This is a genomic window from Nocardiopsis sp. B62 (assembly GCF_018070675.1).
GTDB lineage: Bacteria > Actinomycetota > Actinomycetes > Streptosporangiales > Streptosporangiaceae > Nocardiopsis > Nocardiopsis prasina.
Genome location: NZ_JAGPXK010000040.1, coordinates 1 through 24780 on the forward strand (window position 1 = coordinate 1; position 24780 = coordinate 24780).

The following is a 24780-nucleotide window of genomic DNA, read 5'->3' on the forward strand; positions in this document are numbered from 1 at the left end:
GGGGGGCGCCGCCACTGACTGTCTGACCGGATCCTGAGTGACGTCGAACGGGGAGACGTCCTCACGGATGGGTCAGCGGGTGAAGTCGTCGGCACCTCGGCCGGGACCGTGGACGAACTCGCGCAGGGGCTCGTCCCTGGGCACGGGCGGGTAGGTGGGCTGGTCCTGGGCGGGCACCGTGCGAGTGCCGATCTCCAGGCCCTGGGCCAACATCACGCCGGTGACCGCGTTGCGCAGGTCGGGCAGCATCGCGTACAGCACGTCACCGGGGCAGGCCGTCGCGTTGAAGTCCCGGTGGCCGAGGATCGCCTCCTGCGGGTTGAGGCCGTAGGCGCCGCACAGCCAGGCCAGGGTGGACACCAGGGAGTCCGTGAGGGCCTGGGTGGGGCCCTCGTCCATGTAGGTGCCCTCGTTCTCGATGCCCACGCACGTGCTGTTGTTGTTGGCCACGTGAGAGCCCACGCAGTGCTGGCCCTCGCGGACGGCCGGGACGGCGCGGTCGCGGCCCTCCATGATGTGGCCGCCACGGCTGATCGTGAACTGCTGGCCCGCGTCCGCCCAGCCGTTGCTGTCCATGTGGAAGTTCTGGATGGAGCGGGACAGCGCCAGCGCGTGCCCCTCGGAGTGGTCGGCGCTGTTGGCGGTCGCCGTGTGGTGCACGACCACGAAGCTGGGCGGGGCCGCCAGGACCTGGATGGGGGTCGACGGGGGGCGGGCGCCCCAATCGGCGCGGAAGTACATCGGCGGTTCTGCTGCCGCGGCAGTGTCGGCGTACGCGGTGGAGACGCCGAACGCGCCTCCAGCCAAGGCCGCGCCGGAGGCGACGGCCGCGCCTCGAAGGACCGTGCGCCGGTCCGGTCCGTGTCGCTGTGGCATGGGGGAGACCCTTCTGATGGGAGCCGGTTACTTGCCAGTTCACAACTGAACATGGATGGCTCACCGCACGCAAAGGGTCCCTTACGAGATTCTGCTGTCCGATATCGGACAAAAGGTAAACCCCTTGCCCCTCTGTTCAGTAAGAGAACGCTGGGGTAAGGGGTGACCTTTGTTGCTGGTGTTTCCTGGCGTCTTCCGGCACGCCGCGATCTGGTCAGGCGACCTTCGCGGGCTCCTCGGCGCTCGTGCCCCGAGTCCCGTCCGTGCGCTCGGCCGGATCGGTCAGACGTCCGGTCCGGTGCAGCCACCAGTCGGCGGGCAGCGTGCCCAGGGGAGGGATGGAAGCGGCCAACGCGACCAGGGTCGGCCACACGCCCCAGCGCAGACGGTAGGCGGCGATCAGGGCAACCAGCACGTAGACCATGAAGGCGCCGCCGTGCAGCGGGCCGAAGATCTGAACGCCCAGCTCGCTGCCGTTGCCGAGGTGCTTGAAGTACATGCCGACGAGGAGTCCGGCCCAGGTGAAGGCCTCGAAGACGGCCACCACACGGAAGGTTCGGGCGATCAGGGTCGTGATGCTCAACGGGGTTCCTCGGGCTCGTCGCTGTTCGGGGAGGGTCCCGAGGGACTCCCGGGCCGCAACCAGGCTAGGTCACCCCAGTCGGGACCCGGTTCCGGGGGCGACTGTTGACATTCCGCAGGGGGAGCGAGCCCGAGTACCGTCTCCCCATGCAGATCCAGGTGTGCTGCCCCGTCGACGACGGGGAACTCTCCCGCCTCCACGCCGATGCCTTCGGGCACGAGCCTCTCCTGGTTCCCTGGTCTGAGCGGCTGGAACGTCACAGCCGCTCTTGGGTCGGGGCCTTCGACGAGGGAAAGCTCGTGGGCTTCGTCCACGCGGTGTGGGACGGGGGAGCGCACGCCTTCCTCCTGGACACGGCCGTTTCCTCTGGTCACCAGCGTCGCGGGGTTGGTGGTCGAGTTGTCGCCGCGCTCATCGGTGACCTACGAGAGTTGGGCATCGACTGGCTGCACGTCGACTACGAACCCCACCTTGAGGGCTTCTACGAGTCCTGCGGATTCCGCCACACTCGAGCGGGTCTGCTCCGCGTCTCCGGGTGAGGCGCTGTCAATGCTGCTTCGCAGAGAGGGACAGAGCCTTCATCCCCTGATTGAGCGGGGGCAGCCCACTGGGCCGCACTCGCCTGGTTCTGCGCGGATCGGGGCCCGTGTCGCGGCTGGTCACCGTCGCGAACGAAAGGCGGCAGCGAAGGAGGGAGCGCCCCCAGGCCTACGCGGATCGGTGCCCGTGTCGCGGCTGGTCACCGTCGCGGACGAAAAGCAGCAGCGAGGGAAGCAGCACCCCCAGGCCTGCGCGGATCGGGGGCCGTGTCGCGGCTGGTTACCACCTGGGACGAAATCACTTAACACACCCGAGCGGCTTTCGCGGGTTATCCACAAGCCATTTCTCGAGGGAAAGAAACCTGGCATTCCAGGTCGCATTACCCCTTGCCTTCCATTCCCTTTTCTTCTATTCGCGCATACAATGGAAGCATGACCTTCTCTTTCGCGCACCACACGGTAATGGCGGGACACTCTCCCGCTGTGACCGCGATGCGCCACGCGAGGGAACAGGTCACCCACGCTCTGGCTGAGGTACCTCCGGCTGGTGCGGTGGCCGGGGTGCTGGACGATATCTGTCACCTGTGGCAGGACATGGACCAGGCCACACTCGCCATCCTGTTGCGCCTGGCCCAAATCCAGTCCACCGGTAACCTCCTCGAAGTCGGCGGACAACGCACCCTGGCCGGATGGATCACCCAAGCCCTCGGCACCAGCCCGGCCCAGGCCCGCTCCCTGGCCTGCCTGGCCCAAGCCCTCTTCAACGAAAAACTCCCCCACACCCGCACAGCCCTGGACACCGGGGTGCTTTCCCTGGGCGAAGCCGCTGCGACCGCGAAAGCAGTGGAAACAGCCACCACCACCCGAGACAAGAACCAATTCCCGGACGCGGATGAGTTTCGGGTGTTGATGGATTCCGGGCTCATGGCCGCCAAAGCCGACCAGCCGACCCTGTCCGCCGCCCAACTCACCCAACTCGGCAAGCGCATCTCCACCCAACTCCACCCCACCCTGGTCCAGGACGAGTACAAGAAAGCCTTCGACGCCCGCCGCCTGGACGTGGTGCGCAGCTTCGAAGGCTCCTTCTACCTCCAAGCCTGGGGCCCGGAAGTGGACGCCGAACTGTTGGAGAAAGCCGTGGGGGCCTTCACCAAACCCCCCAACCCCACCGGGCCGGAGCAGTCCAAAGCGGAGCGTTCCTACGACGCGTTCATGCACCTGATCAAGGCCGCGCTGGGCCACCAGGGGTGCACCAAACCCCCCGGTCCGCTCGCGATGATCAACGTGACCGTCCCCTTGGACGTCTACACCGGCCAGTCCAGTGACACCAGTACGGCCGCTGCGACGCAGGACGGGATGGTGCTGGCCATGGAAGCCGTGCACGCCATGGCCCCTAACAGTGTGTTGCGGCGGGTGATCACCGACCCCGCCAGCGGCAAGCCCCTGGACGTGGGACGCGGGATGCGTAACGCCCCCGAACAGATCCGTACCGTGGCCCACCACGGGCGCACCACCTGCGCCTGGCCCCAGGGGTGCGATGTCCCGATCAGCGCCACCGAAGCGGACCACATCACCAGCTACTCCCAGGGCGGGCGCACCAGCGCAGGAAACATTCAGCCGCTGTGCTCCACCCACAACCGGCTCAAATGGAGTCGGGAGAACAACCCCCACCGGGCCGCCTGGAAAGGCCGCCCCGCACGCAAGCCCCCAGACCCACCACCAAAACCAGAACCACCACCCCCAGAACCAGAACCACCGCTGCCGCCGCACCGCGAGTGAGTGCCGGGCCCCTACCCCAGCACGCCACACCCCGAAACCAGGCCCCCACCCCCTGAGCGCTTGTGCCCCGAGGCGCCCGCGCCCCTGCTACTCACACCCGCCAGAAAGGAGGCCCACCCATGAACACCACCCCACCCTCCACCGCACAAGCACCCGTTCCCACCGCCGACACCGGGTTGGCCCCCACTTCCGCCGGAGCCGGTTTGGTCTCCACCCCCACCCATCCCGCGCGGCCCGCCCGCCCCCACGCACTGGCCGCCTTTGCTGCCGCTGTTTCGCTGGCAAGCGTGACCAGCCGCGACACGCGACCCGCGCCCCACAGGCCTGGGGGCCTACCCTCCTTCGCTGCCGCTTGTGCGCCCACCACCCCAGCCACCACGACACGCGAAACGATGAACACCAGCCCTGGCCCCGCACCCTCCTTCGCTGCCGCTCTTTCGTCGGGAAGCGTGACCAGCCGCGACACGCATCCCGGTCAGCGCAGGCGAGGAGGAACCCATCGCTCCCGCTATAGGCTCGCCCGTGACAGCAACAACGAAGGCGGATGCCGGTTTTGTCTGTTTCTCAACAAGTTGGAAAAACGAGCACTTACCACCGGTAAGTCCGCAGGTCAAAAAGCCTGCTCCCCGCGCACGCGGGGATGGACCCGCGGCCAACGTGCTCCAGAACGAGGGCCTGGACTGCTCCCCGCGCACGCGGGGATGGACCCCTCAGTCTCGATCTTCCCCTGGAAGCCCTCAAACTGCTCCCCGCGCACGCGGGGATGGACCCACCTGCTCGCCCAAGATGGCCTTCGGCACCCACTGCTCCCCGCGCACGCGGGGATGGACCCATCTGAGTCTCGGCCTCTGGAAGACCTAAGGCCTGCTCCCCGCGCACGCGGGGATGGACCGGCTCCCGCGATGTAACCGGGGCCTGCGTCATACTGCTCCCCGCGCACGCGGGGATGGACCCATCCACCGCCAGGACCTGTACCCGCTGGAGGACTGCTCCCCGCGCACGCGGGGATGGGCCCAAGGAGGCCACCATGGCGCCGCAAGTGGCTGGAGTGCTTCCGTGCGAGTTTCAAAACTGCCCGAAGCAGAGACAAACGATCCGCGCACGCGGAATAGTGAGTTGGCTAGGGGAATGACGCGAGTGCTCGGGAGAGGGCCTTTTCGCCTGCGGGCTTCCAGGTGGGCTTGCCACCTGGGAGGCCCTGTTCGCCGGCACGGCCGATCTCGATGAGGCCGAGGCTCCGAAGTACGGCCCAGCCTCGGGAGCGTTGGACGGTGGCCTCGTCGGTGGGATACCTGGCGAAGAACTCCGTGGCGTTGGGGAGCAGGACCCATGCGGCGCAGAGGTCCGTGGTGGGATCGCCTGAGCAGAGTTCGCCGAGGTCCACGACACCTGTGAGGGCTCCGTTGGTGGTGACGACGTTGGCCGGGTGCAGGTCCGCGTGCAGCCACACCGGGGGGCCATGCCACTGGGGTGCGTCAACTGCGGCCTGCCAGACCTTCAGGATCCGGGGAATCTGGTCGGGGTCCGCGGTGCTTCGGGCGTATTGCTCGAACTGCTCGAAGTCCCCGATGAGGTCGCGTGGGTGCATACCGCGCTGTGGGTTGGCCGGCGCGTCAGCTGGGGCTGGGCGATGGAGCTCGGTCAGGAAGTCCGCGAGCGTGTGGGGATCTCTGGTCACGGGAGAGAGGTCCGCAGGGTCACCGGTGATCCAGGTGGTGATCAGCCAGGTGTGGGGGAAGTGTGGGGACGGCGTGCCGAGGCGCACGGGGACCGGGATGGGCAGGGAGAGACGCGGGGCCAGAGTCGGCAACCACCGGTACTCCATGCGCAGGAGGTCGGGCGCGCGCTGAGAGCGGGGCATCCGGACTGCGAGGTCCTCGCCCAGGCGCCACATCTGGTTGTCCCAGCCGCCCTCGACGGGGTGCAGGTCCCTGCTGGCGAGATCCGGGTGCTGCTCTTCGAGGAGGGCTCGTACGAGTGGCTCGTTCACGGAGCCCACTGTAGAGGGGCGGTGGTCGCCGCCCCCCTACAGCTCGGGATCAGTGAACAGGAAGGCTCTCGGGCTCCTGACCGGCCTCGGACCGGCGCACCAGGAAGGTCGCGAAGAACGCCAGGCTGGCGATCACCGCACCCAGGACGAACGCCATGTGGATACCGCCCGCCTCGGCGACGACGGCGTCCGCGCCGTCGTTGAGCTGACTGGCGGCGACGGCGGACATCACGGCGATGAACGTCGCGGTGCCGGCGGCGCCCGCCACCTGCTGCACGGTGCCCACCACGGCGCTGCCGTAGGAGTACAGCGAGGGCCGCAGGGAACCGAGCGCACCGGTGAGCAGCGGGGTGAACATGAGTCCGAGCCCGACGCTGAGCGCCATGTGCGCGGCGACGACGTACCCGAGCGAAGTCTCGGTGCCGAAGAAGGTCATGCTCCACATCACGAGCGTGACCACACCGGCTCCCGGGGTGACCAGGGGCCGGGGCCCGAAGCGGTCGTACAGCCGACCCACGAACGGGGCCAGCAGACCCATCACCAGACCACCGGGCAACAGGGTGAGACCGGTCGCGAGTGTGTCGTGGCCGAGCACGTTCTGCATGTAGATCGGCAGCAGGATGATCGTGCCGAACAGCGCCATGAAGCTCACCAGCACCAGCCCGATGGAGATCGAGAACTGGCGGGACTGGAACACCCTCAGGTCGAGCAGGGCCCGGTCCTCCTTCTGGAGCCCGATCTGGCGCCACACGAACAGCACCAGGGCGACGGCCCCCACGAGGAGCGCCACCCACGGCGGGATGGGCGCGTCGGCGTCGGCCGCCTTGCCCAGGCTGGAGAAGCCGTAGACCAGGCCGCCGAAGGCGAAGGCGGACACGATCACCGAGAGCACGTCGATACGGGCGGCGCGGGGCTCGGTGACATTGCGGATGAAGGCGGCGCCCAGCCCGAGGGCGAGCAGGGCGATCGGCAGCACGAGCCCGAACAGCCAACGCCAATCCAGCACGCTCAGGATGAGCCCGGACAGGGTCGGCCCGACAGCGGGCGCCACCGCCATGACGATGGAGATGTTGCCCATCACGCGGCCGCGGCGGTCAGCCGGGACCGTGTTGAGGATGGTCGTCATGAGCAGCGGCATCATGATGGCGGTTCCGCTGGCCTGCACGATCCGGCCCAGCAGCAGGACCGTGAAGTTCGGCGCGAGGAAGCAGATCAGGGTACCGATGCTGAACAGGGTCATCGCGGCGATGAAGACCTGCCGCAGGTGGAACCGTTGCAGCAGGAACCCGGTCACGGGGATGATCACGGCCATCACGAGCATGAAGGCCGAGGTCAGCCACTGCCCGGTGGAGACCGAGATGCCGAGGTCGCGGTTGAGCGCGGGCAGCGCCACACCCATGATCGTCTCGTTGAGGATGACGACGAAGGCCGAGACAAGGAGGAGCGGGATGACGAGTCGGGTCGCGCGCTTGTCCGCGACCTCGTCGGAGTTTGTCACGTCGGGTTGCCTGGTCACATACTTCCTTGCGCGCTTGGGGTGGCCTGGATCCGGGGGATGAGCGGGGTGCGGGCTGTACCGTCCGAACGATCAACCCCGCTGGTCACGGCAGTATTCCGGGACGGAAGGGGATGTTCCGCCGAGAACGCCACTGTGGCTTCCAGGTTAGGCGACGAAACGCCCCGTCTCGCCCGATTTTGCGCGTTGTGCAACCACCTTCCTCCTGTGCCCTTCCCCACGTCGGTCAGGCCAGCTCGCAGGCCCGCGCCGCGAACGACCACACGGCCGCCCCGACCAACGGGTCGATGCTCCTGCGTCCCGGGCCGCCGGTTCCGCGCGAACCCGCGCCCTCCACCCCGGTGACCCCTCCGGACAGGGCGGGCTCGCCGCGCAGACCACCGTGGGGCCCGTAGAACTGGCCGCTCAGGGCTTCGGGGGAGGTGGCCGCGAGCACGGCGGGCAGTGCGCCCCGGTCGGTTCCCTGCGCCCACGGGTACTGGAGCCGGTCCAGGGCCGTGGGCCGGGGCGGGGTGAAGAGCTCTCCCACGCTCGGTGAGAGCACCGGCAGCGAGTAACCGGGGTGCGCGACCAGGCTCCGTACCCTCGATCCGCGCTCGGCCAGCCTTCGGTGCAGTTCGAACCCGAGCGCGTGGGTGACCAGCTTGGACTGCGCGTAGGCCCGCCACGGTGAGTACGTGTGTTCCAGCTCGAGGTCGTCGGGGGAGGGGCGGACCAGTTTGGCGCTCATCGACCCCATCCAGACGACGCGGCCGGAGGTCCGCTCCAGTGTCTCCAGCACCTCGTGGGTGAGGATGTGGTGGCCGAGCGCGTTGGTGGCCAGGGTCAGTTCGTGCCCGTCCACACTGACCTCGCGCTGCGCCGGTGCGCCCACGAGCCCGGCGTTGTTGACCAGGGCGTCCAGCCGCGGGAGGTCGGCGAGTTCGGCTCCGGCCGCCCTGGCGCTGGCCAGGTCCGAGGTGTCGATCCGCACCACCCGTGCGTGGGCGCCCTCGACCTCCTCGCGCAGGGCCGAGGCGATCCGCTCGCCGCGTCGGGTGTCGCGGCACAGCAGCACGACGTCGGCCCCGGCCCGGGCCAGGAACAGGGTGATCCACAGCCCGATCCCCGAGCTGGCGCCCGTCACCGCGATCGTGCGTCCGTCCATGTTCGGCGCCTGCCAGCCCATGTGCTCCGTTTCCCCTCTGTGGATGGTCCTCGGGTCCGGCAGCCTAGGGGTCAGGCCAGGAGCCGGTCCAACTGGCCGCGCAGGGTCCGTTCGGCCTCCAGCGAGGAGAGGCCGCCGATCAGGACGCGCATGGACAGGCCGTCGGCCGTGGCCATGAGGCCACGCGCGGCGGCACGGGGGTCGGGGAGGTCGGGCGCGACCCTGCCGAGGAGCCGGGCGGCTTCGGCCTCCTCCCCCTCCTTGGCCTCGGCCAGCAGGCGGGCGAGGGCAGGGTGGTTGAACCCGGCGGCGACGTACTGGTGAAAGACCGAGACCCCGGCGCGGGCCGTCTCGGCCCGGGGGATGGGGTGCCCGACCAGCTCCCAGAGGGTCTCGCGGTCGTCCGTGTCCCGGGTGGATTCGTCGTGGAGCCGTTCGGCGCTCGACAGCATCGCCTCCAGGCTGGCCTGGAGGAGTTCGTCCTTGCTGTGGAACCAGTACTGGATGCGTCCGACCGACACCCCGGCGGCCGTGGCGACGTTGCGCATGGACACGGCTCCCATGCCGTTCTCCGCGATCACCTGCCACACCGCGTGGAAGATCTCGGTCCGTCTCGGGTCGGGTTCCGGGTTGTTCATGTTCCCATCCTAGCCAAGGAAAATACGATCGTATTGAGATGGGTGTACACTCGGAGTGCGGTCAATACGATCGTATTTTTCCTTGGAGGGCCATGAGCGACCACAAAGACCGCCGTCCCCGGCTACGCCGCGTGCTCCAGGTCCTGGCCGTGCTGGCGGTGGCCTGGCTGGTCGTCGACAAGGCGGTCGCGTTCGTCGCGCCTGAGCCCACCGTGGGGCACTGGCGCAGTTCGGAGGGGTACGCCTCCTACCGGGAGGCCTACGACGACGTGATGGCGACCCTGCCCGAGCCCACCCGCTCCCACGACGTCGCCACCGAGTACGGGTCCGTGCGGGTGTACGAGTGGACCGCCACCGAGGAGGGGGCCAAGGGCGACCCGCCGGTCGTGTTGCTGCCCGGAATCCGGTCCGGGGCGCCGATGTGGGGAGCGAACATCACCCACTGGGTCGGCCAGCGCACCCTCTACGCGATGGACGCGATCGGTGACGCCGGGATGTCCACGCAGTCGACGCCGTTCACCTCGTTCGACGACCAGGCGGCCTGGGTGGAACAGGTGCTCGCCGAGCTGGAGTTGGAACGCGTCCACGTGGTGGGGCACTCCTTCGGTGGGGCCATCGCCGCCGTCCACGCGCTCGAACACCCCGGTCGGGTGGCCTCGCTGACACTTCTCGAACCGGTGATGGTCCTGCGGGGGCTGCCCGCCTCCACCTACCTGTGGTCCTCGCTGCTGCTGCTCCCCGTGCCGCAGTCGTGGAAGGACCGGGGCATGGCGGAGATCGGTGGGGTCACGGTCGAGGAGGTCCGCGAGCGCACCCCGATGTCGTCGATGATCGACCAGGGCTCACGGCACTACGACTCGGCCACCCTGGTGCCGCGCACCCTCTCGGACGAGGAGTGGCGGTCCATGTCGATGCCGGTCCGGATCGACCTGGCCAGCGACAGCTCCCTGGCCGGTGGCGAGGAGGCCGGGGAGCGCGCCCGGGAACTGGGCAGGGAACCCGTCACCGTCTGGCCGCAGACCACCCACTCCCTGCCCATGCAGGCCGCCGACGAGTTGGGCGCGGAGCTCGCCGCGTACTGGGCCGCCCACGACGGCTGAGCCCCCGGGTCAGGCCTCCAGTCTGCTGCGCAGTTCCGGCAGGCCCGTGCCGCTCGCCTGGTCCAGGTAGGCGGGACGGCCCGCCATGAGCATGACGAGCGCGAGCAGCGGACCCTCCACCACGGGCAGCCCGGGGTCGTTCGTGGTGAAGTCCGAATCTGTGGCCCGCAGGTGCAACCCCTTGACCTGGGTCCTGCTGTTCACGGCGAAGTCGCGGGAGGCGAGGTACCGCGCCACCTCGGCCACCGCCTCAGGTGTGGGTTCGCGCTCGATCCCGAGCGGGCGGCGGACGTCCTGGCCGTGCACGACGAGTTCGCCGAGCCAGGGGGAGGGGTCGCCGGAGGGCAGCCGCACGGGTTCGCCGCCCTCGGTACCCAGGGCGGCGAACCTGGCCAGTGTGGCGGCGGGCTCGTGTCGGGCGAAGCGGGCCATCTGCCTGCGGTTGTGGACCGCGGGGCGCAGGCCCGAGCGCAGGATGGAGACGATCCATCCGAGCTGGCCGATGGTCATGCCCGAGCCGAGGTGCGCGACCACCTCGTGCACGTTCCACTCGGTGCACAGTGAGGTCTGGTTCCACTGCTCGTCGGTGAGTTCCCGCAGGTCGGCCACGAGGGCGGCGTGTTCGACGGCGAGCATGCGCCTGGGGTCGGTGGTCTCCATGAGCGCACTCTACGGACCGGCGCCGACAGTTTCGGGAAGGGCCGCGCCGACACCGTCTCCCCGCTCCCGCCAGGAATGCACGACGCAAAGGTCCCGCTCCCTTCGCTCTCGAAAGTCGCTGGGGTGTGTTGCCGCTCACTCGCCCTGCCTCTAAAATGAACGCCAATCATTAACCGGCGTCCCAGGAGCGACCTCATGAGCAGTCCCCTCCAGAACTTCGTCAACGGCGCCTTCGTCGACGCCCACGGTCAGGACCGGCTCGACGTCGTCAACCCCACCAACGGGACCACCGTCGCGGTCTCGCCCGTCTCCGACCAGGCCGACGTCGACGCCGCCTTCGACGCGGCGCGCACCGCCTTCGCCACCTGGCGGCGCGTCACCCCTGGGGAGCGGCAGCGGCTGCTGCTCAGGATCGCGGACGCGGTCGAGGCCAACGCCGAGGAGATCGTGGAGGCCCAGCACCGCAACACCGGCCAGCCCCGGTGGATGATCTCCCAGGAGGAGATCGCCATGGGCGTTGACCACCTGCGCTTCTTCGCCGGTGCCGCCCGCACCCTGGAGGGCCGCGCCGCCGCCGAGTACATGGAGGGCCACACCTCCTACGTCCGCCGTGAGCCGGTCGGGGTCGTCGCCCAGGTCACGCCGTGGAACTACCCGCTGCTCATGGCGGTGTGGAAGATCGGCCCCGCCCTGGCCGCGGGCAACTGCGTCGTGCTCAAGCCCTCCGACACCACCCCCGAGTCCACCCTGGTCCTGGCCCGGCTGATGGGTGAGATCCTCCCTGCGGGCGTGTTCAACGTGGTCCTGGGCGACGCCGGGACCGGGCGGCTCCTGGTGGAGCACCCCGAACCGGCCATGGTCTCCATCACCGGATCGGTGCGCGCCGGCCAGCAGGTCGCCGCCTCGGCGGCCAAGGGGCTCAAGCGCGGCCACCTGGAGCTGGGTGGCAAGGCCCCGGCGGTGGTCTTCGCCGACGCCGATCTGCCCGCCACCGCGAAGGCCCTGGTGGAGTTCGGCACGTTCAACGCGGGGCAGGACTGCACCGCCGTCACTCGGGTCCTGGTCGAGGAGAGCGCCCACGACCGTTTCGTGGAGCTGCTAGCCGAGGCCGCGCGCGGCACCCGGACGGGAGAGGCCGACGAGTCGCGCAACGACTACGGCCCGCTGAACAACGCCCGCCACTTCGCGTCGGTTACCGGCAAGCTCGCGCGTCTGCCCGAACACGCCACAGTGGTCACCGGCGGCCGGGCGGTCGAGGGCGAAGGTTACTTCGTGCAGCCGACGGTGATCACCGGCGTGCGCCAGGACGACGAGCTGGTGCAGGAGGAGACCTTCGGTCCGATCCTGACCGTCCAGACCTTCTCCTCGGAGGCGGAGGCCGTGGAACTCGCCAATGACGTGGACTACGCACTGGCCTCCAGTGTGTGGACCTCCGACCACGCCGCCGCGATGCGCCTCACCCGCGATCTCGACTTCGGCTGTGTCTGGGTGAACACCCACGTACTGCTCACGGCGGAGATGCCGCACGGCGGCTTCAAGTCCTCGGGTTACGGCAAGGACCTGTCGCTGTATTCGGTGGAGGAGTACACCCGGGTCAAGCACGTGATGCACGCGCTGGAGGGGTGACCCGGGCCCTGCGGCTCAGTCCGTGTACCTCTGGCGCAGGCCGCTGACCAGGGCGTCGAGTGCGAGCTCGAAGGCCCGGTCGGCGGCCGCGCGGGGGTCCGCCGACCTCTGCGCCGCGAACCGTGTGAAGGTGGGCGCGACCTCCCCCATCCCGCCCGGATCGAAGATCCCCTCGGGGGCGGAGGCGTCGTAGGCGGCTCCGAAGACCAGCGCCTCGACACCGACGATGATGTCCACCGCGTCCGCGCCGACGATCCCGGCGTCCTCCAGGGCACGGGTCACGCGCTCGTACATGCGCAGCGTCCCGGGGGAGTCGGCCACGGGTAGCACCGCCATGACCGGGATGAGCGCCGTGTGCTCCATGAAGCACCGCCGGTAGGAGCGCGCCCACTGCCGCAGGGCCTGGTCCCAGGGCTCGGTGCCGAAGGCGGAGTCGTCGATCCGCTCGTTCACGCGTTCCTGCAACAGGATGAGCACGTCGCGCTTGGAGGCGACGTGGTTGTACAGCGCCGAGGCGGCGACGCCGAGCTCCTTCGCCAGGGCGGCCATGGTCAGGTGCCGGTAGCCCTGTTCGGTGACGATCCGGATAGCGGCCAGGGTGACGCGTTCACGTGAGAGCACCGGTGAGGAGGGTCTGCCCCTGCCCCGCCCACTGCGCGTTCCCTGACTCACTGGCGCCTGCTTCCTGTCGGGCCCGGACGAGGTCGCCACCAGTCTAGGAGCGGCGCGTCGGCGCCGGTATCAGTGCTGCTCGTGGGAGTGTCCCGCTTGACACCGGGGGCCCCGTGTCCGTTAATGAATGGTATTCATTTAATGGTTCGAAGGAGCGCACCCATGAGTGGCACACACGTCATCGGCAGCGACGAGGTCATCGACCGTGACGTCGTGGTCGTGGGCGCGGGCCCGGCCGGACTGATGGCCGCACGCACCCTCCAGGCCGCCGGACGCACCGTGGCCGTCCTGGAGGCCCGCGACCGCGTGGGCGGCCGCACCTGGTCCCGCGAGGTCGACGGGGCCTTCCTGGAGCTGGGCGGCCAGTGGGTCTCGCCCGACCAGACCGAACTGCTCGGACTCCTGGACGAGCTCGGGCTGGACACCTACCCGCGCCACCGCGAGGGCGCCAACGTCTACCTCGCCCCCGACGGCTCCCGGCACGAGTACACGGGGGACATGTTCCCGGCGGGGGAGCGGACCGAGGCGGAGATGGCGCGGGTCATCGCGACCCTGGACGGTCTGGTCGAGGAGATCGGCGTCGAACGCCCCTGGGACCACCCGCTCGCCCGTGAGCTGGACACCGTCACCTTCACCGAGTGGCTGCGGCGCCAGACCGACGACGAGGCCGCCCGCGAGAACATCGGCATCTTCATGGCCGGGGGCATGCTCACCAAACCCGCCCACGCCTTCTCCGCGCTCCAGGCGGTCCTCATGGCGGCCTCCGCCGGGTCGTTCTCCCACCTGGTGGACGAGGACTTCATCCTGGACCGCCGGGTGGTGGGCGGTATGCAGTCGGTCTCCCGGACCATGGCCGACGCGCTGGGGGAGGGCACGGTCCTCCTGGACACCCCGGTCCGGACCGTTCGCTGGAGCGAGGAGGGGGCCACGGTCATCTCCGAACGCGCGACCGTACGGGCCCGCCGCGTGATCGTGGCGGTACCGCCCACCCTGTACTCCCGGATCACCTTCGAACCCGCACTGCCGTGGCTTCAGCAGCAGATGCACCAGCACACGTCCATGGGCCTGGTCATCAAGGTCCACGCGGTCTACGACCGCCCGTTCTGGCGGGACCGGGGGCTCTCCGGAACCGGGTTCGGTGCCAGGGAGCTCTGCCAGGAGGTCTACGACAACACCAACCACGGGGACGAGCGCGGCACCCTGGTGGCCTTCGTCTCCGATGAGCCCGCCGACGACCTCCTGCGCCGGTCCGCCGAGGACCGCAGGGACGCGATCCTGCGGTCCCTCTCCCACTACCTCGGAGAGGAGGCGCTGGAGCCGGTCGTCTACTTCGAGTCGGACTTCGCCTCCGAGGAGTGGACCCGGGGCGCCTACGCCGCCAGCTACGACCTCGGCGGGCTGCACCGCTACGGGGCCGACCAGCGCGCACCCGTGGGCCCGATCGGCTGGGCATGCTCGGACCTGGCAGCTGAGGGGTACCAGCACGTGGACGGCGCGCTGCGCCAGGGCCGCCGCGCCGCGGAGGAGGCCCTCACGGACACCACCGGCTGATCTCCCACGACGCCAGGAGGCCCGGCCCCGCGAGTGAGCAGGGCCGGGCCTCGTCGCCGTGTCAGCTCCGGGGCGTCACGCCCCCGAGGCCGCCGCGAACTCCGCGCGCAGCCGGACCACCTCGGCCGGGTCCCAGCCCGGTCCCGGCACGCTGGAGGCCAGCATGCGCGTGTCCGCCTGGCGAGGACGCCTGGGCCACTGAAAGCCGGGGGAGGGCTGGAGGCGGGGGCCGGTCAGGGCCCCCGAGCCGAGACGGGGTCCGGGGTCCGGCGCGCCCGGGGGCGGAGGGGGCGCCGCGTTCGGTCGTCGCCACGAGGGAGGATGGCCCCATGGACTTCTCCGATCCCCTGCCCGGCGACACCAGCCAGGACGAGCGCACACGCGCCGCCCGGGTGGCGCTGCTGCCCGTGGGCAGTCTCGAGCAGCACGGCCCCCACCTGCCGCTGACCACCGACACCGTCATCGCCTGCGCCCTGGCGCGAAGCCTGGCCGACGCCCACCCCGGGCTGCGGGTGCTGCCCCCGATCAGCTTCGGCTGCTCGCACGAACACGAGGCCTGGCCCGGAACCGTCAGCGTCACCGCGCCCACCCTGTACGCGATGGCCTCCGACATCGCGGCGTCCCTGCGGGCCGCGGGCACCACCAAACTGGTCCTGGTCAACGGGCACGGTGGCAACCACGTGCTCGCCAACCTCGTCCAGGCCTCGCGCGGGGACATGGCGCTCTTCCCCGGCCCACACGACTGGGAGGCCGCCCGCAGGGCGTCGGGCATGAACACCACCAACGACCGGGACATGCACGCCGGGGAGTTGGAGACCTCGGTCCTGCTCCACGTGCGCCCGGACCTGGTCCGGCCCGGCTACGAGGAGGCCGACCACCTCGCCGACCGGCGCGACCACATGCTCACCACGGGACTGTCCCGCTACACGCGTTCCGGAGTGGTGGGACAGCCCTCACGCGCCACGGCCGCCGAGGGCCGTGATCTTCTGGCGCACCTGGTGAAGGTGTTCGCCGGGTACCTCAACGTGCTCGACCCGCAGGAGCCGCCACACCAGCACCAGCCCGCCGGGAAGGGCGGCGACCAGGGCCAGCAGCCCGTAGGCCACTGACACCGTCACGCCCGCCTGGGCGCCCAGCCCGGCGGCGCCGAAGGCCAGCGCCGTCACCGCCTCACGCGGCCCCCACCCGCCCACGTTGGCCGGAACGCTCATCGCCACCAGCGCCAGCACCAACAACGGGAGCAGGACCGGGGCGGGCACGGCGATCCCCACCGCCCGGGCCGCCACCAGGAACAGGGTGAGGTGTCCGGCCAGCGCGGCCGCCGACAGCAGGACCACCCCCGGGCCGGTCGACACCGTGAACAGACCGGCCCGGGTGTCCGCGACCGTCGCCGACAGGGTCCGCCACCAGGCCGACCCCCGTCGGCGCCCGAGCACCCAGCCGACCCCGACCACCAACGCCAGCACGCCGAACACACCCAGGGAGGCGGCCACCGCCAGCAGCCCCGGGCCCAGGAGGGCGGTGGGCAGGGTGAACAGCAGCACCGCGCAGGTCGCGGCGAGCACCACCTGCCCGGCCATGCGCTCCAGGAGGACCGCGCGCACCCCACGGGCCAGGTCTCCCGCGTAGCGACCGTGGCTGAACGCCCGGTGCACGTCCCCGAGCACGCCTGCGGGCAGGACCGCGTTCAGGAGCAGCGCACGGTAGTAGTCGCCCACCGCCCGTGACCACGGCAGGCGCAGGCCCACCCCGCGTGCCACCAGGATCCAGCGGGCCGCGCACAGCAGGGTCGTGAACAGTCCGATCCCCAGCGCCGCCGCCACCGTGGCGGGGTCGACCGCGCCGAAGGCGGCGGTGAAGGCCTCCAGGGGGAACCACCACACCACCCCGGCCAGGACCGCGACCCCGACCAGCGGGCGCACGATCCTGGACCACCGTCCTCCGGTGCCGTTCATCGGTGGGGCACGGCCTCCTCGGGTGGTGGTCCCTCCCCGGGGAGCGCCAACAGGTCGTCGTGGTGCACGATCACGCCGAGTTCACCCCGTTCGCACTCGCCGAGCCGACGCTCCAGGTATCCGCCCACGGCCGCGTCCGGGTCCTGCTCCAGGGCCGCTTCCACCCACCCCCGCAGCCAGGCACGAACGAGCGGAACGCTCTCCGGGCCCAATCGCCAGGGGCTGCGCGAGACCAGGGTTCGGTACCCGTGTTCGCCGAACGACCCCGCGGCCGCTCGGGCCGCCTCCGGCCCCCACCGGCCGCCCCGGCGCTGGTGGGCGTTGAACGCCTCCGTCAGCGCGGGGTCGTCCCGGTCACCCGGGAAGAGCTCCACCCGGCCGGCCACCGACAGCGTGAACAGGGCGGCGCAGCCCGCACCGGTCACCGCCCGCACGATCGCCTCCAACTCCGCGTGTGTGAGCAGGTCCAGCAGGGCCGACCCGGTGACCAGGTCAACCCCGGAAAGGTCCTGTGCGGTGATCGTACCCACGTCCCGCAGGCACATCCGCGCGTTCACCCGCGCGCCGTCCGCCGAGGTCGTGGGCAGGTACGCCCCGGCCAGGGACAGCAGGCCGGGATCCACGTCGTAGAGGGTCCAGTGCTGGGCCCCGGACAACCGGGGCGCCAGCCAGCGCCCCTGGGAGCCGGAGCCGCACCCGAGGTCGGCGATCCTGACCGGCCGTGCGCGCGGTGCGCCGCCGGGCCCCTCCAGGAAGGCGCGGAGCGCTTCGAGCGTCGCGGTGGCGCGGGCCTCGGAGTCGGCGCCCTCCCGCAGGGCCAACCAACCCGGATCGAAGGCGGGCGGTGGGTTCTCGGACACAGAGCTCAACGGGACTCCTCCCGGTGGAGTGCGACCGCCAACGTGCGGACGCCTCCTCCCAGAGTGCCAGCTCGGGTGCGTCCGGGAGGTCCGATCCAGGAAGCCTTTGCCCGGATCTGTCTCCCGGGGCCCCTTCGGGGGCCGGTCCGGTCAGGTCCTGCGGGCCAGGCCCGCGTACTGGGGGATGGGGCGCACGGTGCCCACCTCGGTGGGTTCGGGCCGCCACTGGAACACCGAGACCACGCCCGGTTCCACCAACTCGTAGCCGTCGAAGAAGCTCCGGAACTCCTCCACGGTGCGCATGTGGTACTTCTGGGCCACGTGCTGCTCCCAGACCCGCATGCCCTCGGCGGCCCGTTCGGCGTCCTCGACCTCCATGTGCGCCAGTACGCCGTCGCACACCGCGAGGAAGCTGCCCGGGGCCAGACGGTCGACGTAGGCGCGCACCAGGCGGACCGCCTCCCCGATCTCGAAGTGGCCCATGGTGCCCATCAGGGTCAGCCCGACGGGCCGCGCCAGGTCGAGCGTCTCGCTGGCGGCTTCGAGGACCGCGTCCACGTCGCGCAGGTCCGCGTCCACGTACTGGGTCCGACCCGCGTCGGTGCCCACCAGGAGCGCGCGGGCGTGGGCCAGGACCAGGGGGTCGTTGTCGACGTACACGACCCGGGCCGAGGGGTCGAGCGTCTGGGCCACCTCGTGGGTGTTGCCGGCGGTGGGCAGCCCGGTACCGACGTCGAGGAACTGGGTGATCCCCTCCTCCCGGACCAGGTGGCCCACGGCGCGGCGCAGGAAGAGACGGTCTCCCTGCGCGGCCTCCGCGACCTGGGGGAACAGGGACCTGACGCGGTCACCGACCTCGCGGTCGACGGGGTAGTTGTCCTTTCCGCCCAACCAGTAGTTCCACACGCGGGCGGTGTGGGCGACGGTGCCGTCGATCGGGGTGTCCGTCATGGGGTCTCGCGCTCCTGTGGGTGGGGGGACTCGGGGGAACCACTCCGCAGTCTCCAACCCGAACCACCCCGGCGCAAGACGGAAGGCCCCGTGCCACGGGGTCTTCCGGATCAGGAGGACAGCGTCGCCCGCTCCCCGGGCTCCGGCCGCTCCTCCTTCTCGGGCGGTGCCATGTCCACGGTGTCCCGCAGCTGGACTCGCGGCAGGAAGAGCGCCACGACCAGACCGACCACGGCGATACCGGTGGCGACCAGGAAGATGTCGCCCGTGGAGGAGCCGTAGGCACCCTCGACGATCTCGCGCAGGAACGGCGGCATACCCGCCAGGTCCAGGGTGGTGCCGTCGGCGCCTCCGGCGGGGACCTCCACACCCGAGACGGCGAGGCCGTCGGTGACGTTCGTGCTCACCCGGTTGGCCAGGATCGCCCCGAGCACGGAGACGCCGATGGTGCCGCCAAGGGACCGGAAGAAGGTGATCGCCCCGCTGGCGGCCCCGAGCTCGCGCAGCGGGACCGAGTTCTGCACGACGAGCACGAGGTTCTGCATGGACATGCCCACGCCCACGCCGACCCCCAGCATGCCCAGGGACACCACGTACAGCGAGGTGGTCGCGTCGATGGTGGACAGAAGCAGGAACCCGAGGGACAGGAACACGAGGCCGGTGACGACGTAGGCCTTGACCCGGCCCGAGCGGGAGACCAGCCAGCCGGAGATGGTGGAGGAGACCATCATGCCGAGCATCAGCGGGGTGGTGAGCAGCCCGGCGGCGGTCGGCGAGTAGCCCCGGGCCAGCTGGAAGTACTGGCCCAGGAAGACCGCTCCGCCGAACATCGCCATGCCCACCGCGACGCTGGCCACGATCGCGATCATGGGCTCGCGGCGCAGTACCAGGTGCAGAGGGATGACCGGCTCGGCCACCCGGTTCTCCACCCACACGGCCACGGCCAGCAGCGCGAGTCCGCCGGTGACCATGGCGCCGGTCTGCCAGGAGATCCACGCGAAGCTGGCACCGACGAAGGTCACCCACAGCAGGATGGTGCTGACCCCGGCGGCGATCAGCGTGGCGCCGAGGTAGTCCACGCGCACGTTGGCGCGGCGCTCCTCCACCAGGTGCAGGGTGCGGGTGAGCACCACCAGCGCGACCAGCATGAACGGGACGCCGATGAAGAAGCACCAGCGCCAGCCCAGCCAGGAGGCGTCCGTGAGCGCCCCGCCGATCAGCGGGCCCCCGACGGTGGCCACGGCCATGATGGCTCCGATGATGCCGTTGAAGCGACCGCGTTCCTTGGGGCTGACCAGGGCCGCGATGGTGGCCTGGACCAGGACCTGGGAGGCGCCCATCCCGAGTCCCTGGAGGGCGCGGAAGGCGATGAGCTGTTCGGTGTTCTGGGCGAACCCGCTCAGCAGCGAGGCCACGATGAACAGCACGATCGAGATCTGGAGCAGCCGCTTCTTCGGGAAGAGGTCGGCGAGTTTGCCCCAGACGGGAGTGGAGGCCGTGGACGCCAGGAGCGTCGCGGTCACCACCCAGGTGTACTGGGACTGGGTGCCCTGGAGGGACCCGAGGATCTGGGGTAGCGCGACCGAGACGATCGTGCCGCTGAGCATCGTCACGCCGAGGACGATCAGCAGCCCGCTCAGGGTGCGCATGATCGGTGTACGTGCGGTGCCCTGGGACTGAGGAGTACTCAAGGCTGGCCTCTGGTGAAGGAGAAACGGGTGAGGGTGCGCGGGCGGAAGAGATCTGCCGGGGCGGCAAAAATGCATCGCAAGAATTTTTGCACCCTATGCACGATACCACCGGACCTGGTATGAGGACATGCGACCGCCGGAGAACCCGGTCACACGCACCCACCCGTTCCGGGGCGGCTCAGAGACCGAGTACTCGCGCCATCTCCCGGGCAGCCTCGGGCCACCCCGCCAGAGCCGTGCGGCGCACTCGAGCCGCGTCGCGCAGAGATGCACGCAGGTTCGCGTCGGTCAGCCAGTCCCGCAGCGCTCGTTCCAGTGCCGCCGCGTCCCGGGACGGCACCAGCAGACCGGGCACGCGCCCGTCGGGGGCCCGGCCCAACGCCTCTGGAACCCCTCCCACCTCGGTGGCCACCACCGGCACGCCCCGGGCCAGCGCCTCGGTCACGACCATCCCGTAGGTCTCCGCGCGGGAGGCCAGCACCAGCAGGTCGGCGGAGGCGTACGCGGCCTCCAGTTCCGCGCCGACCACCGGACCGGTGAACCGCACCCGGCCCGCCAGCGCGGACGCGAGCGGAGGAGGGGAACCCGGTCCCGCGCACACGCACTCCCACGGAAGCTCCACGAGGGACCCGAGGGCGCGCAGCAACAGGTCGTGTCCCTTGCGCGGAGTCAACGAGGCCACGCACACCAGCCGCGGGACGCGGCCCGCCCCCTCCTCGAACCCGCTGCCGCGCGCCAGTGGTGCCGTATCCACCCCCGGTCGCACCACCTCCACGGGCACGCCCGCCTCGGCCAGACCGTGGTGCGCGGCCAACCGCCGGGCCGCCCACGCGCTCGTGGCCACCACCGCCACCCCGCACCTCAGGACGGCCCGTTCGCGCGCGTCCAGGTCCCGGGCCTCCCGCATCGACAGCCCCGACTCGTCGGCCAGCGGAAGGTGCACCAGCACGTGGAGCCGCAGCCGCCCCGCGTGGGGCACCACCACCTCGGGCACACCGCACGCCACCAGGCCGTCCACCAGGACGCACGCGCCGTCGGGAGCCCCGGCCAGCACCGCGGAGAGCGCGTTCGTCCCGATTGGTCCCGGTCGGGGCCACACGCCGGGCACCGTCACCGTCCGCACCGATCGTGCGGCACTGTGCGGGGCGTCGGGCGCGCCCTCGCCCAACGCGTCCGCGATCCGCCGGTCGTAGGTGTGCCCGCCACTGGGCTCTCGCGCCTGTGGAACGACGAACAGCGCCGGGGTGCTCGCGGTCCCGGTCACAGCTCGCGTTCGTAGGAGGCCCAGGCCACGTGCGACTCGTGCAGGGTCACCGAGAGCGCGGTCAGTCCGTCGGCGTGCGCCCCCAGCGCCCCCGCCGCGATCCGCTCCGCCAAGCGGTCGGCCACCACCCTGGCAAGGAACTCCGTGGAGGTGTTCGTCCCCGCGAACTCGGGCACCTCGTCCAGGTTGCGGTAGTTCAGCTCGGCCACCACCGCGCCCAGCTCCCGGGTGGCGGCGCCGATGTCCACGACGATGCCGTCGGGGTCCAGCTCGGGGCGGCGCAGGGTCGCGTCCACCACGAACGTCGCCCCGTGCAGGGCCTGGGCGGGGCCGAAGACCTCGCCCCGGAAGCTGTGGGCGACCATCAGGTGGTCCCGGACGGTGACACTGAACAAGAGGACTCCCCAGGGTGTCGGGATCGGTCGTTCGGTCAGTTCTCGTACACGATGCGGTGGCACAGTGCCGCGAGCTCGCCGCTGGCCAGCCTCGGCAGCACCGCGGGCAGTTCCTCGAACGGGCTCTCCCCGGTGAGCAGGGCGTCGAAGGCGGGGTCCTCCAGCAGACGCAGCGCCAACTGGAGGCGCTCGGCGTGGTCGTAGCGCGAGCGGCGGGCCGGAGAGATCATGCCGACCTGGCTGGCCCGCACCGTCAGCCGGTGGGAGTGGAAGTCCTCCCCGAGGGGCAGGATCACTCTCCGGTCGCCGTACCAGCTCAGCTCCACGACCTCGCCCTCCACGTGCAGCAGCCGCAGGGAGGAGACCAGGCCCGCCTCGGTGGCGCTCGTGTGGAAGACCAGGTCGCGGTCGCCCTCGGCCTCCTCTGGGCGGGCGAAGTCCACCCCCAGGCGTTCGGCGGTCGCGGCCCGGCGCGGATCCACGTCCACCAACTGGACGCGGGCCCCCGGCACCTGGGACAGCAGACGCGCCACGCAGCAGCCCACCATGCCCGCGCCGACCACCGTCACCCGGTCGCCCACCAGCGGCGCGGCGTCCCACAGCGCGTTGATCGCGGTCTCCACCGTGCCCGCCAGCACCGCCCGTGCGGCCGGGACGCCTTCGGGGACCACCGACACCGCCGAGGCGGGCACCACGAACCGGGTCTGGTGCGGGAACAGGCTGAACACCGTCCGCCCCACCAGTTCCCCCGGGCCCTCCTCGACCACGCCCACGTTCAGGTACCCGTACTTCAGGGGGCCGGGGAAGTCACCCTCCTGGAAGGGCGCCCGCATCACGCCGTACTGGTTGGGCGGCACCCCGCCGCCGAACACCAGCGTCTCCGTGCCCCGGCTGATCCCCGAGCACAGGGCGCGCACGACCACGTCGCCGGGTCCGGGTTCGGGCAGCTCCACCTCCCGGACCTCGCCCACACCGGGGGAGTCCACCCAGAACGCCCGAGCGGTCCTCGCCATCCCTCACCTCTTCCTCTCGGCGGCACCGGGCTCGGGGACACCCGCCCGCCACAGTGCCACCACGTCACGTCCGAACGACCACAGCAGGGCGACCAGCGCCACCGCCACCACGACGGCACCCGCCGGCCGGGGGAGTACCCCCGACGCGGCCACCGTCAACACGATCCCCTGAGCCGCGGCCACGCCCTTGCGTGCCACGCTCGGCGGCAGCGGGCCGCGCAGCCACGGTGCCACACGGGCGGCGGCCCAGAAGAGATACCGCATCGCGCCGATCGCCAGGACCCAGGGTCCCAGGGACCCGGAGACGTACACACTCAGGGCCAGGATGAGGAACGCGTCGGCCTCCATGTCGAACCGCGCCCCGAAGTCGGACTCCGTGCGCGTCCCCCGCGCCACCAGCCCGTCCACCCAGTCCAGGACCAGAGCCAGGGTCGCCACCGACACCAGCGGCCCGACCGGCCCTCCCTCGGCCACCAGGGCCGTCACCACGCCGATCAGGACGACCCGCACCAGGGTCACCAGGTCCGCCGGACCCAGGGGCCACTGATCGTAGCGGCGGATCGCCGTCACCAGCGCCACCGTCACCAATACCGAGTAGAGCAGCGCGGCGCCCCAGCCCCGGGCCCCGAGCCAGGAGGCAGGATCAGCCACCCGCCCGCCTCGCGTCACCGTTCAGGTGCGGCAGGTCGTGCCCCAGGCGGTCCCGTTTGGCGACCAGGTAGCGGGAGTTGTTCTCGTGCGCGGGAACCAGCAGCGGCACCCGCGAGGCCACCTTCACCCCGTGGTCCTCCAGCGCCCGCACCTTGGCCGGGTTGTTGGACAGCAGCCGCACCGAGCGCACGCCCCGGTACCGCAGCACCCGCGCCGCCGGGCCGTAGTCCCGCACGTCCACCGGCAGTCCCAGGCTCGTCGCCGAGTCCACGGTGTCCAGCCCGCACTCGTCCTGGAGCACCTGGGTGCGGACCTTGTTCACCAGTCCGATCCCGCGCCCCTCGTGGCCCCGCAGGTACACCAGCACGCCACGGCCTTCGGTCAGGATCGTGTCCAGGGCGGCGCCGAGCTGGTCACCGCACTCACAGCGCAGCGCGCCGAACACGTCGCCCGTGACGCACTCGGAGTGCACGCGGACCAGGACCTCCTCGCCGTCACCGAGCGCACCCAGAACCAGGGCCATGTGCTCCTGGCCGTCGACCGGGTCCCGGAAGGCCACACAGCGGAACGTGCCCCTGCGCACCACCAGGTCGGACTCGGCGACGGCCGCGCCGTCCAGAGAATGCTCCGTCATGTGTCCTCCGATGCGGATGCGACCTGAACAGTGCGTGCCCATCCCAACGGTCCGATACACGGGCCGGACGACTATTCCGGCAGGTCGACCCGGATCTCCCCGCCCAGAGCGAAGCCGCCCTCCAGCTCCAGGGAGTCCCCGCTCCAGAACCGTCCCGGGTCGTAGTACCCGGGACGCCTGCCCCGGGTCAGCAGCCCCATCTCCTCATAGGTCAGAGCCATGACCTCCGCGCAGTAGGCGGTCTCCAGACGGCGTTCGCGCGCCCGGTTCCGGAACGGCATCCGGCCCAGCGCCCACCGCCCCGCCAGCTGCGCCGTCGAGGGGAACGGGGTGCCGTTCAGCCGGGCCACCATCCGCAGTGCCGCGTCCTCCATCGTGCGGTCGGCCAACGGGTCCAACTGCCGCAGCCACGCCTGCTGTCCGTAGCGGCGCCCCCACACCAGCACGGCGTCGCGCAGATCGTGCAGCTGGACCCCGCGCTGGTGGGTGCCGGTCCACATGTCCACCAGGGACCTGCCCAGCTCCGCGTGCCACATCAGCGGCGGGAGGTCGTCCACCACGATGGACATGCCGACGTGGTTGACCGGGCTGTTGGTGGTGAGCTGGATGGCCCGGTCCGGCACGCTCGTGCCCCGGAACACCCACACGTCACCGGTTCTGGTCAGCTCGACCGCCGTGTCCAGGTCCAT

At 70.8% G+C, this 24780-nt stretch carries 23 protein-coding genes, 1 pseudogene and 1 CRISPR repeat array; of the genes and pseudogenes, 6 read left to right on the forward strand and 18 right to left on the reverse strand.

Going from position 1 to position 24780, the window contains the following annotated elements:
- Positions 1-72: 72 nt before the first annotated feature.
- Both KBX21_RS25020 and KBX21_RS25025 read right to left on the reverse strand, forming a co-directional pair.
- Positions 73-876, reverse strand: coding sequence for a peptidoglycan recognition family protein (locus KBX21_RS25020; RefSeq protein WP_210844084.1), 804 nt, complete (start codon positions 874-876; stop codon positions 73-75).
- 214 nt (positions 877-1090) lie between these two features.
- Complete coding sequence (locus KBX21_RS25025; RefSeq protein ID WP_210844086.1) at positions 1091-1459, reverse strand: DUF3817 domain-containing protein; 369 nt, start codon at positions 1457-1459, stop codon at positions 1091-1093.
- Positions 1460-1605: 146 nt separating this feature from the next.
- Between KBX21_RS25025 and KBX21_RS25030 the strand changes: the two genes are divergently transcribed.
- Positions 1606-1998, forward strand: a complete 393-nt coding sequence (locus KBX21_RS25030; protein WP_210844088.1) for a GNAT family N-acetyltransferase — start codon at positions 1606-1608, stop codon at positions 1996-1998.
- A 432-nt stretch (positions 1999-2430) separates the two neighbouring features.
- Positions 2431-3777 (forward strand): HNH endonuclease signature motif containing protein, encoded by a 1347-nt coding sequence (locus tag KBX21_RS25035; protein ID WP_247666312.1) that lies wholly within the window; start codon positions 2431-2433, stop codon positions 3775-3777.
- Positions 3778-4396: 619 nt separating this feature from the next.
- A CRISPR array of direct repeats spans positions 4397-4792; the repeat unit is 29 nt; unit sequence CTGCTCCCCGCGCACGCGGGGATGGACCC.
- A gap of 105 nt (positions 4793-4897) precedes the next feature.
- On the opposite strand, the gene KBX21_RS25040 is transcribed toward KBX21_RS25035, so the two are convergent.
- From KBX21_RS25040 to KBX21_RS25055, 4 genes are all read right to left on the reverse strand, one after another.
- On the reverse strand, positions 4898-5776 hold the full coding sequence (locus KBX21_RS25040; RefSeq protein WP_210844090.1) for an aminoglycoside phosphotransferase family protein: 879 nt from the start codon (positions 5774-5776) through the stop codon (positions 4898-4900).
- 40 nt (positions 5777-5816) lie between these two features.
- The gene (locus KBX21_RS25045) at positions 5817-7283 is read right to left on the reverse strand and encodes an MDR family MFS transporter (RefSeq protein WP_049576223.1); all 1467 of its coding nucleotides are present in this window, start codon (positions 7281-7283) and stop codon (positions 5817-5819) included.
- Between the two features lie 226 nt (positions 7284-7509).
- Entirely contained in the window at positions 7510-8451 is a 942-nt protein-coding gene (locus KBX21_RS25050; protein ID WP_210844097.1) for an SDR family NAD(P)-dependent oxidoreductase, read from the reverse strand.
- Positions 8452-8501: 50 nt separating this feature from the next.
- Entirely contained in the window at positions 8502-9068 is a 567-nt protein-coding gene (locus tag KBX21_RS25055; protein WP_049576215.1) for a TetR/AcrR family transcriptional regulator, read from the reverse strand.
- A gap of 92 nt (positions 9069-9160) precedes the next feature.
- Here KBX21_RS25055 and KBX21_RS25060 point away from each other — a divergent pair, with 92 nt between their 5' ends.
- Positions 9161-10168, forward strand: a complete 1008-nt coding sequence (locus KBX21_RS25060) for an alpha/beta fold hydrolase (RefSeq protein WP_210844099.1) — start codon at positions 9161-9163, stop codon at positions 10166-10168.
- 9 nt (positions 10169-10177) lie between these two features.
- Here the strand turns inward: KBX21_RS25060 and KBX21_RS25065 are convergent, their stop codons facing one another.
- Positions 10178-10828 (reverse strand): maleylpyruvate isomerase family mycothiol-dependent enzyme, encoded by a 651-nt coding sequence (locus KBX21_RS25065; protein WP_210844101.1) that lies wholly within the window; start codon positions 10826-10828, stop codon positions 10178-10180.
- 195 nt (positions 10829-11023) lie between these two features.
- Between KBX21_RS25065 and KBX21_RS25070 the strand changes: the two genes are divergently transcribed.
- Positions 11024-12454 carry a gamma-aminobutyraldehyde dehydrogenase gene (locus tag KBX21_RS25070; RefSeq protein WP_210844103.1) on the forward strand — a complete coding sequence of 477 codons (1431 nt, stop codon included), beginning with the start codon at positions 11024-11026 and terminating at the stop codon, positions 12452-12454.
- 15 nt (positions 12455-12469) lie between these two features.
- On the opposite strand, the gene KBX21_RS25075 is transcribed toward KBX21_RS25070, so the two are convergent.
- Positions 12470-13126 (reverse strand): TetR/AcrR family transcriptional regulator, encoded by a 657-nt coding sequence (locus KBX21_RS25075; RefSeq protein WP_049576199.1) that lies wholly within the window; start codon positions 13124-13126, stop codon positions 12470-12472.
- Positions 13127-13288: 162 nt separating this feature from the next.
- On the opposite strand from KBX21_RS25075, the gene KBX21_RS25080 reads away from it, so the two are divergent.
- A complete protein-coding gene (locus KBX21_RS25080) occupies positions 13289-14677 on the forward strand; it encodes an NAD(P)/FAD-dependent oxidoreductase (RefSeq protein ID WP_049576195.1) in 1389 nt (462 codons plus the stop codon).
- Between the two features lie 329 nt (positions 14678-15006).
- A complete protein-coding gene (locus KBX21_RS25090) occupies positions 15007-15786 on the forward strand; it encodes a creatininase family protein (protein WP_082206583.1) in 780 nt (259 codons plus the stop codon).
- Positions 15787-15801: 15 nt separating this feature from the next.
- Here the strand turns inward: KBX21_RS25090 and KBX21_RS25095 are convergent.
- The 10 genes and pseudogenes from KBX21_RS25095 to KBX21_RS25140 form a co-directional block, all read right to left on the reverse strand.
- Positions 15802-16632, reverse strand: a pseudogene (locus tag KBX21_RS25095) (YbhN family protein); the annotation flags it as partial.
- On the reverse strand, positions 16629-17492 hold the full coding sequence (locus KBX21_RS25100; RefSeq protein ID WP_210844125.1) for a class I SAM-dependent methyltransferase: 864 nt from the start codon (positions 17490-17492) through the stop codon (positions 16629-16631). The gene KBX21_RS25100 and the pseudogene KBX21_RS25095, both read right to left, overlap by 4 nt.
- 150 nt (positions 17493-17642) lie before the next feature.
- Entirely contained in the window at positions 17643-18443 is an 801-nt protein-coding gene (locus tag KBX21_RS25105) for an SAM-dependent methyltransferase (RefSeq protein WP_049576160.1), read from the reverse strand.
- A 110-nt stretch (positions 18444-18553) separates the two neighbouring features.
- Positions 18554-20092 (reverse strand): MFS transporter, encoded by a 1539-nt coding sequence (locus KBX21_RS25110; RefSeq protein ID WP_049576157.1) that lies wholly within the window; start codon positions 20090-20092, stop codon positions 18554-18556.
- A 220-nt stretch (positions 20093-20312) separates the two neighbouring features.
- Complete coding sequence (locus tag KBX21_RS25115; protein WP_210844105.1) at positions 20313-21398, reverse strand: glycosyltransferase family 4 protein; 1086 nt, start codon at positions 21396-21398, stop codon at positions 20313-20315.
- On the reverse strand, positions 21395-21793 hold the full coding sequence (locus KBX21_RS25120) for a 6-carboxytetrahydropterin synthase (RefSeq protein ID WP_049576151.1): 399 nt from the start codon (positions 21791-21793) through the stop codon (positions 21395-21397). The genes KBX21_RS25115 and KBX21_RS25120 overlap by 4 nt, the downstream gene beginning before the upstream one ends.
- Positions 21794-21828: 35 nt before the next feature.
- Positions 21829-22806, reverse strand: a complete 978-nt coding sequence (locus tag KBX21_RS25125) for a zinc-binding alcohol dehydrogenase (RefSeq protein ID WP_210844107.1) — start codon at positions 22804-22806, stop codon at positions 21829-21831.
- Between the two features lie 3 nt (positions 22807-22809).
- On the reverse strand, positions 22810-23457 hold the full coding sequence (locus tag KBX21_RS25130; protein ID WP_210844109.1) for a CDP-alcohol phosphatidyltransferase family protein: 648 nt from the start codon (positions 23455-23457) through the stop codon (positions 22810-22812).
- Positions 23450-24091 carry a GTP cyclohydrolase II gene (locus KBX21_RS25135; RefSeq protein WP_049576142.1) on the reverse strand — a complete coding sequence of 214 codons (642 nt, stop codon included), beginning with the start codon at positions 24089-24091 and terminating at the stop codon, positions 23450-23452. The genes KBX21_RS25130 and KBX21_RS25135 overlap by 8 nt, the downstream gene beginning before the upstream one ends.
- A gap of 71 nt (positions 24092-24162) precedes the next feature.
- Positions 24163-24780 carry a hypothetical protein gene (locus KBX21_RS25140; RefSeq protein WP_210844127.1) on the reverse strand — a complete coding sequence of 206 codons (618 nt, stop codon included), beginning with the start codon at positions 24778-24780 and terminating at the stop codon, positions 24163-24165.

Bases quoted from the DNA above. Each gene is read 5' to 3' on its own strand.
- KBX21_RS25020 (WP_210844084.1), bottom strand. From the start codon at position 876: ATGCCACAGCGACACGGACCGGACCGGCGCACGGTCCTTCGAGGCGCG.
- KBX21_RS25030 (WP_210844088.1), top strand. From the start codon at position 1,606: ATGCAGATCCAGGTGTGCTGCCCCGTCGACGACGGGGAACTCTCCCGC.
- KBX21_RS25035 (WP_247666312.1), top strand. From the start codon at position 2,431: ATGACCTTCTCTTTCGCGCACCACACGGTAATGGCGGGACACTCTCCC.
- KBX21_RS25050 (WP_210844097.1), bottom strand. From the start codon at position 8,451: ATGGGCTGGCAGGCGCCGAACATGGACGGACGCACGATCGCGGTGACG.
- KBX21_RS25055 (WP_049576215.1), bottom strand. From the start codon at position 9,068: ATGAACAACCCGGAACCCGACCCGAGACGGACCGAGATCTTCCACGCG.
- KBX21_RS25060 (WP_210844099.1), top strand. From the start codon at position 9,161: ATGAGCGACCACAAAGACCGCCGTCCCCGGCTACGCCGCGTGCTCCAG.
- KBX21_RS25065 (WP_210844101.1), bottom strand. From the start codon at position 10,828: ATGGAGACCACCGACCCCAGGCGCATGCTCGCCGTCGAACACGCCGCC.
- KBX21_RS25070 (WP_210844103.1), top strand. From the start codon at position 11,024: ATGAGCAGTCCCCTCCAGAACTTCGTCAACGGCGCCTTCGTCGACGCC.
- KBX21_RS25080 (WP_049576195.1), top strand. From the start codon at position 13,289: ATGAGTGGCACACACGTCATCGGCAGCGACGAGGTCATCGACCGTGAC.
- KBX21_RS25090 (WP_082206583.1), top strand. From the start codon at position 15,007: ATGGACTTCTCCGATCCCCTGCCCGGCGACACCAGCCAGGACGAGCGC.
- KBX21_RS25105 (WP_049576160.1), bottom strand. From the start codon at position 18,443: ATGACGGACACCCCGATCGACGGCACCGTCGCCCACACCGCCCGCGTG.
- KBX21_RS25110 (WP_049576157.1), bottom strand. From the start codon at position 20,092: ATGCGCACCCTGAGCGGGCTGCTGATCGTCCTCGGCGTGACGATGCTC.
- KBX21_RS25125 (WP_210844107.1), bottom strand. From the start codon at position 22,806: ATGGCGAGGACCGCTCGGGCGTTCTGGGTGGACTCCCCCGGTGTGGGC.
- KBX21_RS25135 (WP_049576142.1), bottom strand. From the start codon at position 24,091: ATGACGGAGCATTCTCTGGACGGCGCGGCCGTCGCCGAGTCCGACCTG.
- KBX21_RS25140 (WP_210844127.1), bottom strand. From the start codon at position 24,780: ATGGACCTGGACACGGCGGTCGAGCTGACCAGAACCGGTGACGTGTGG.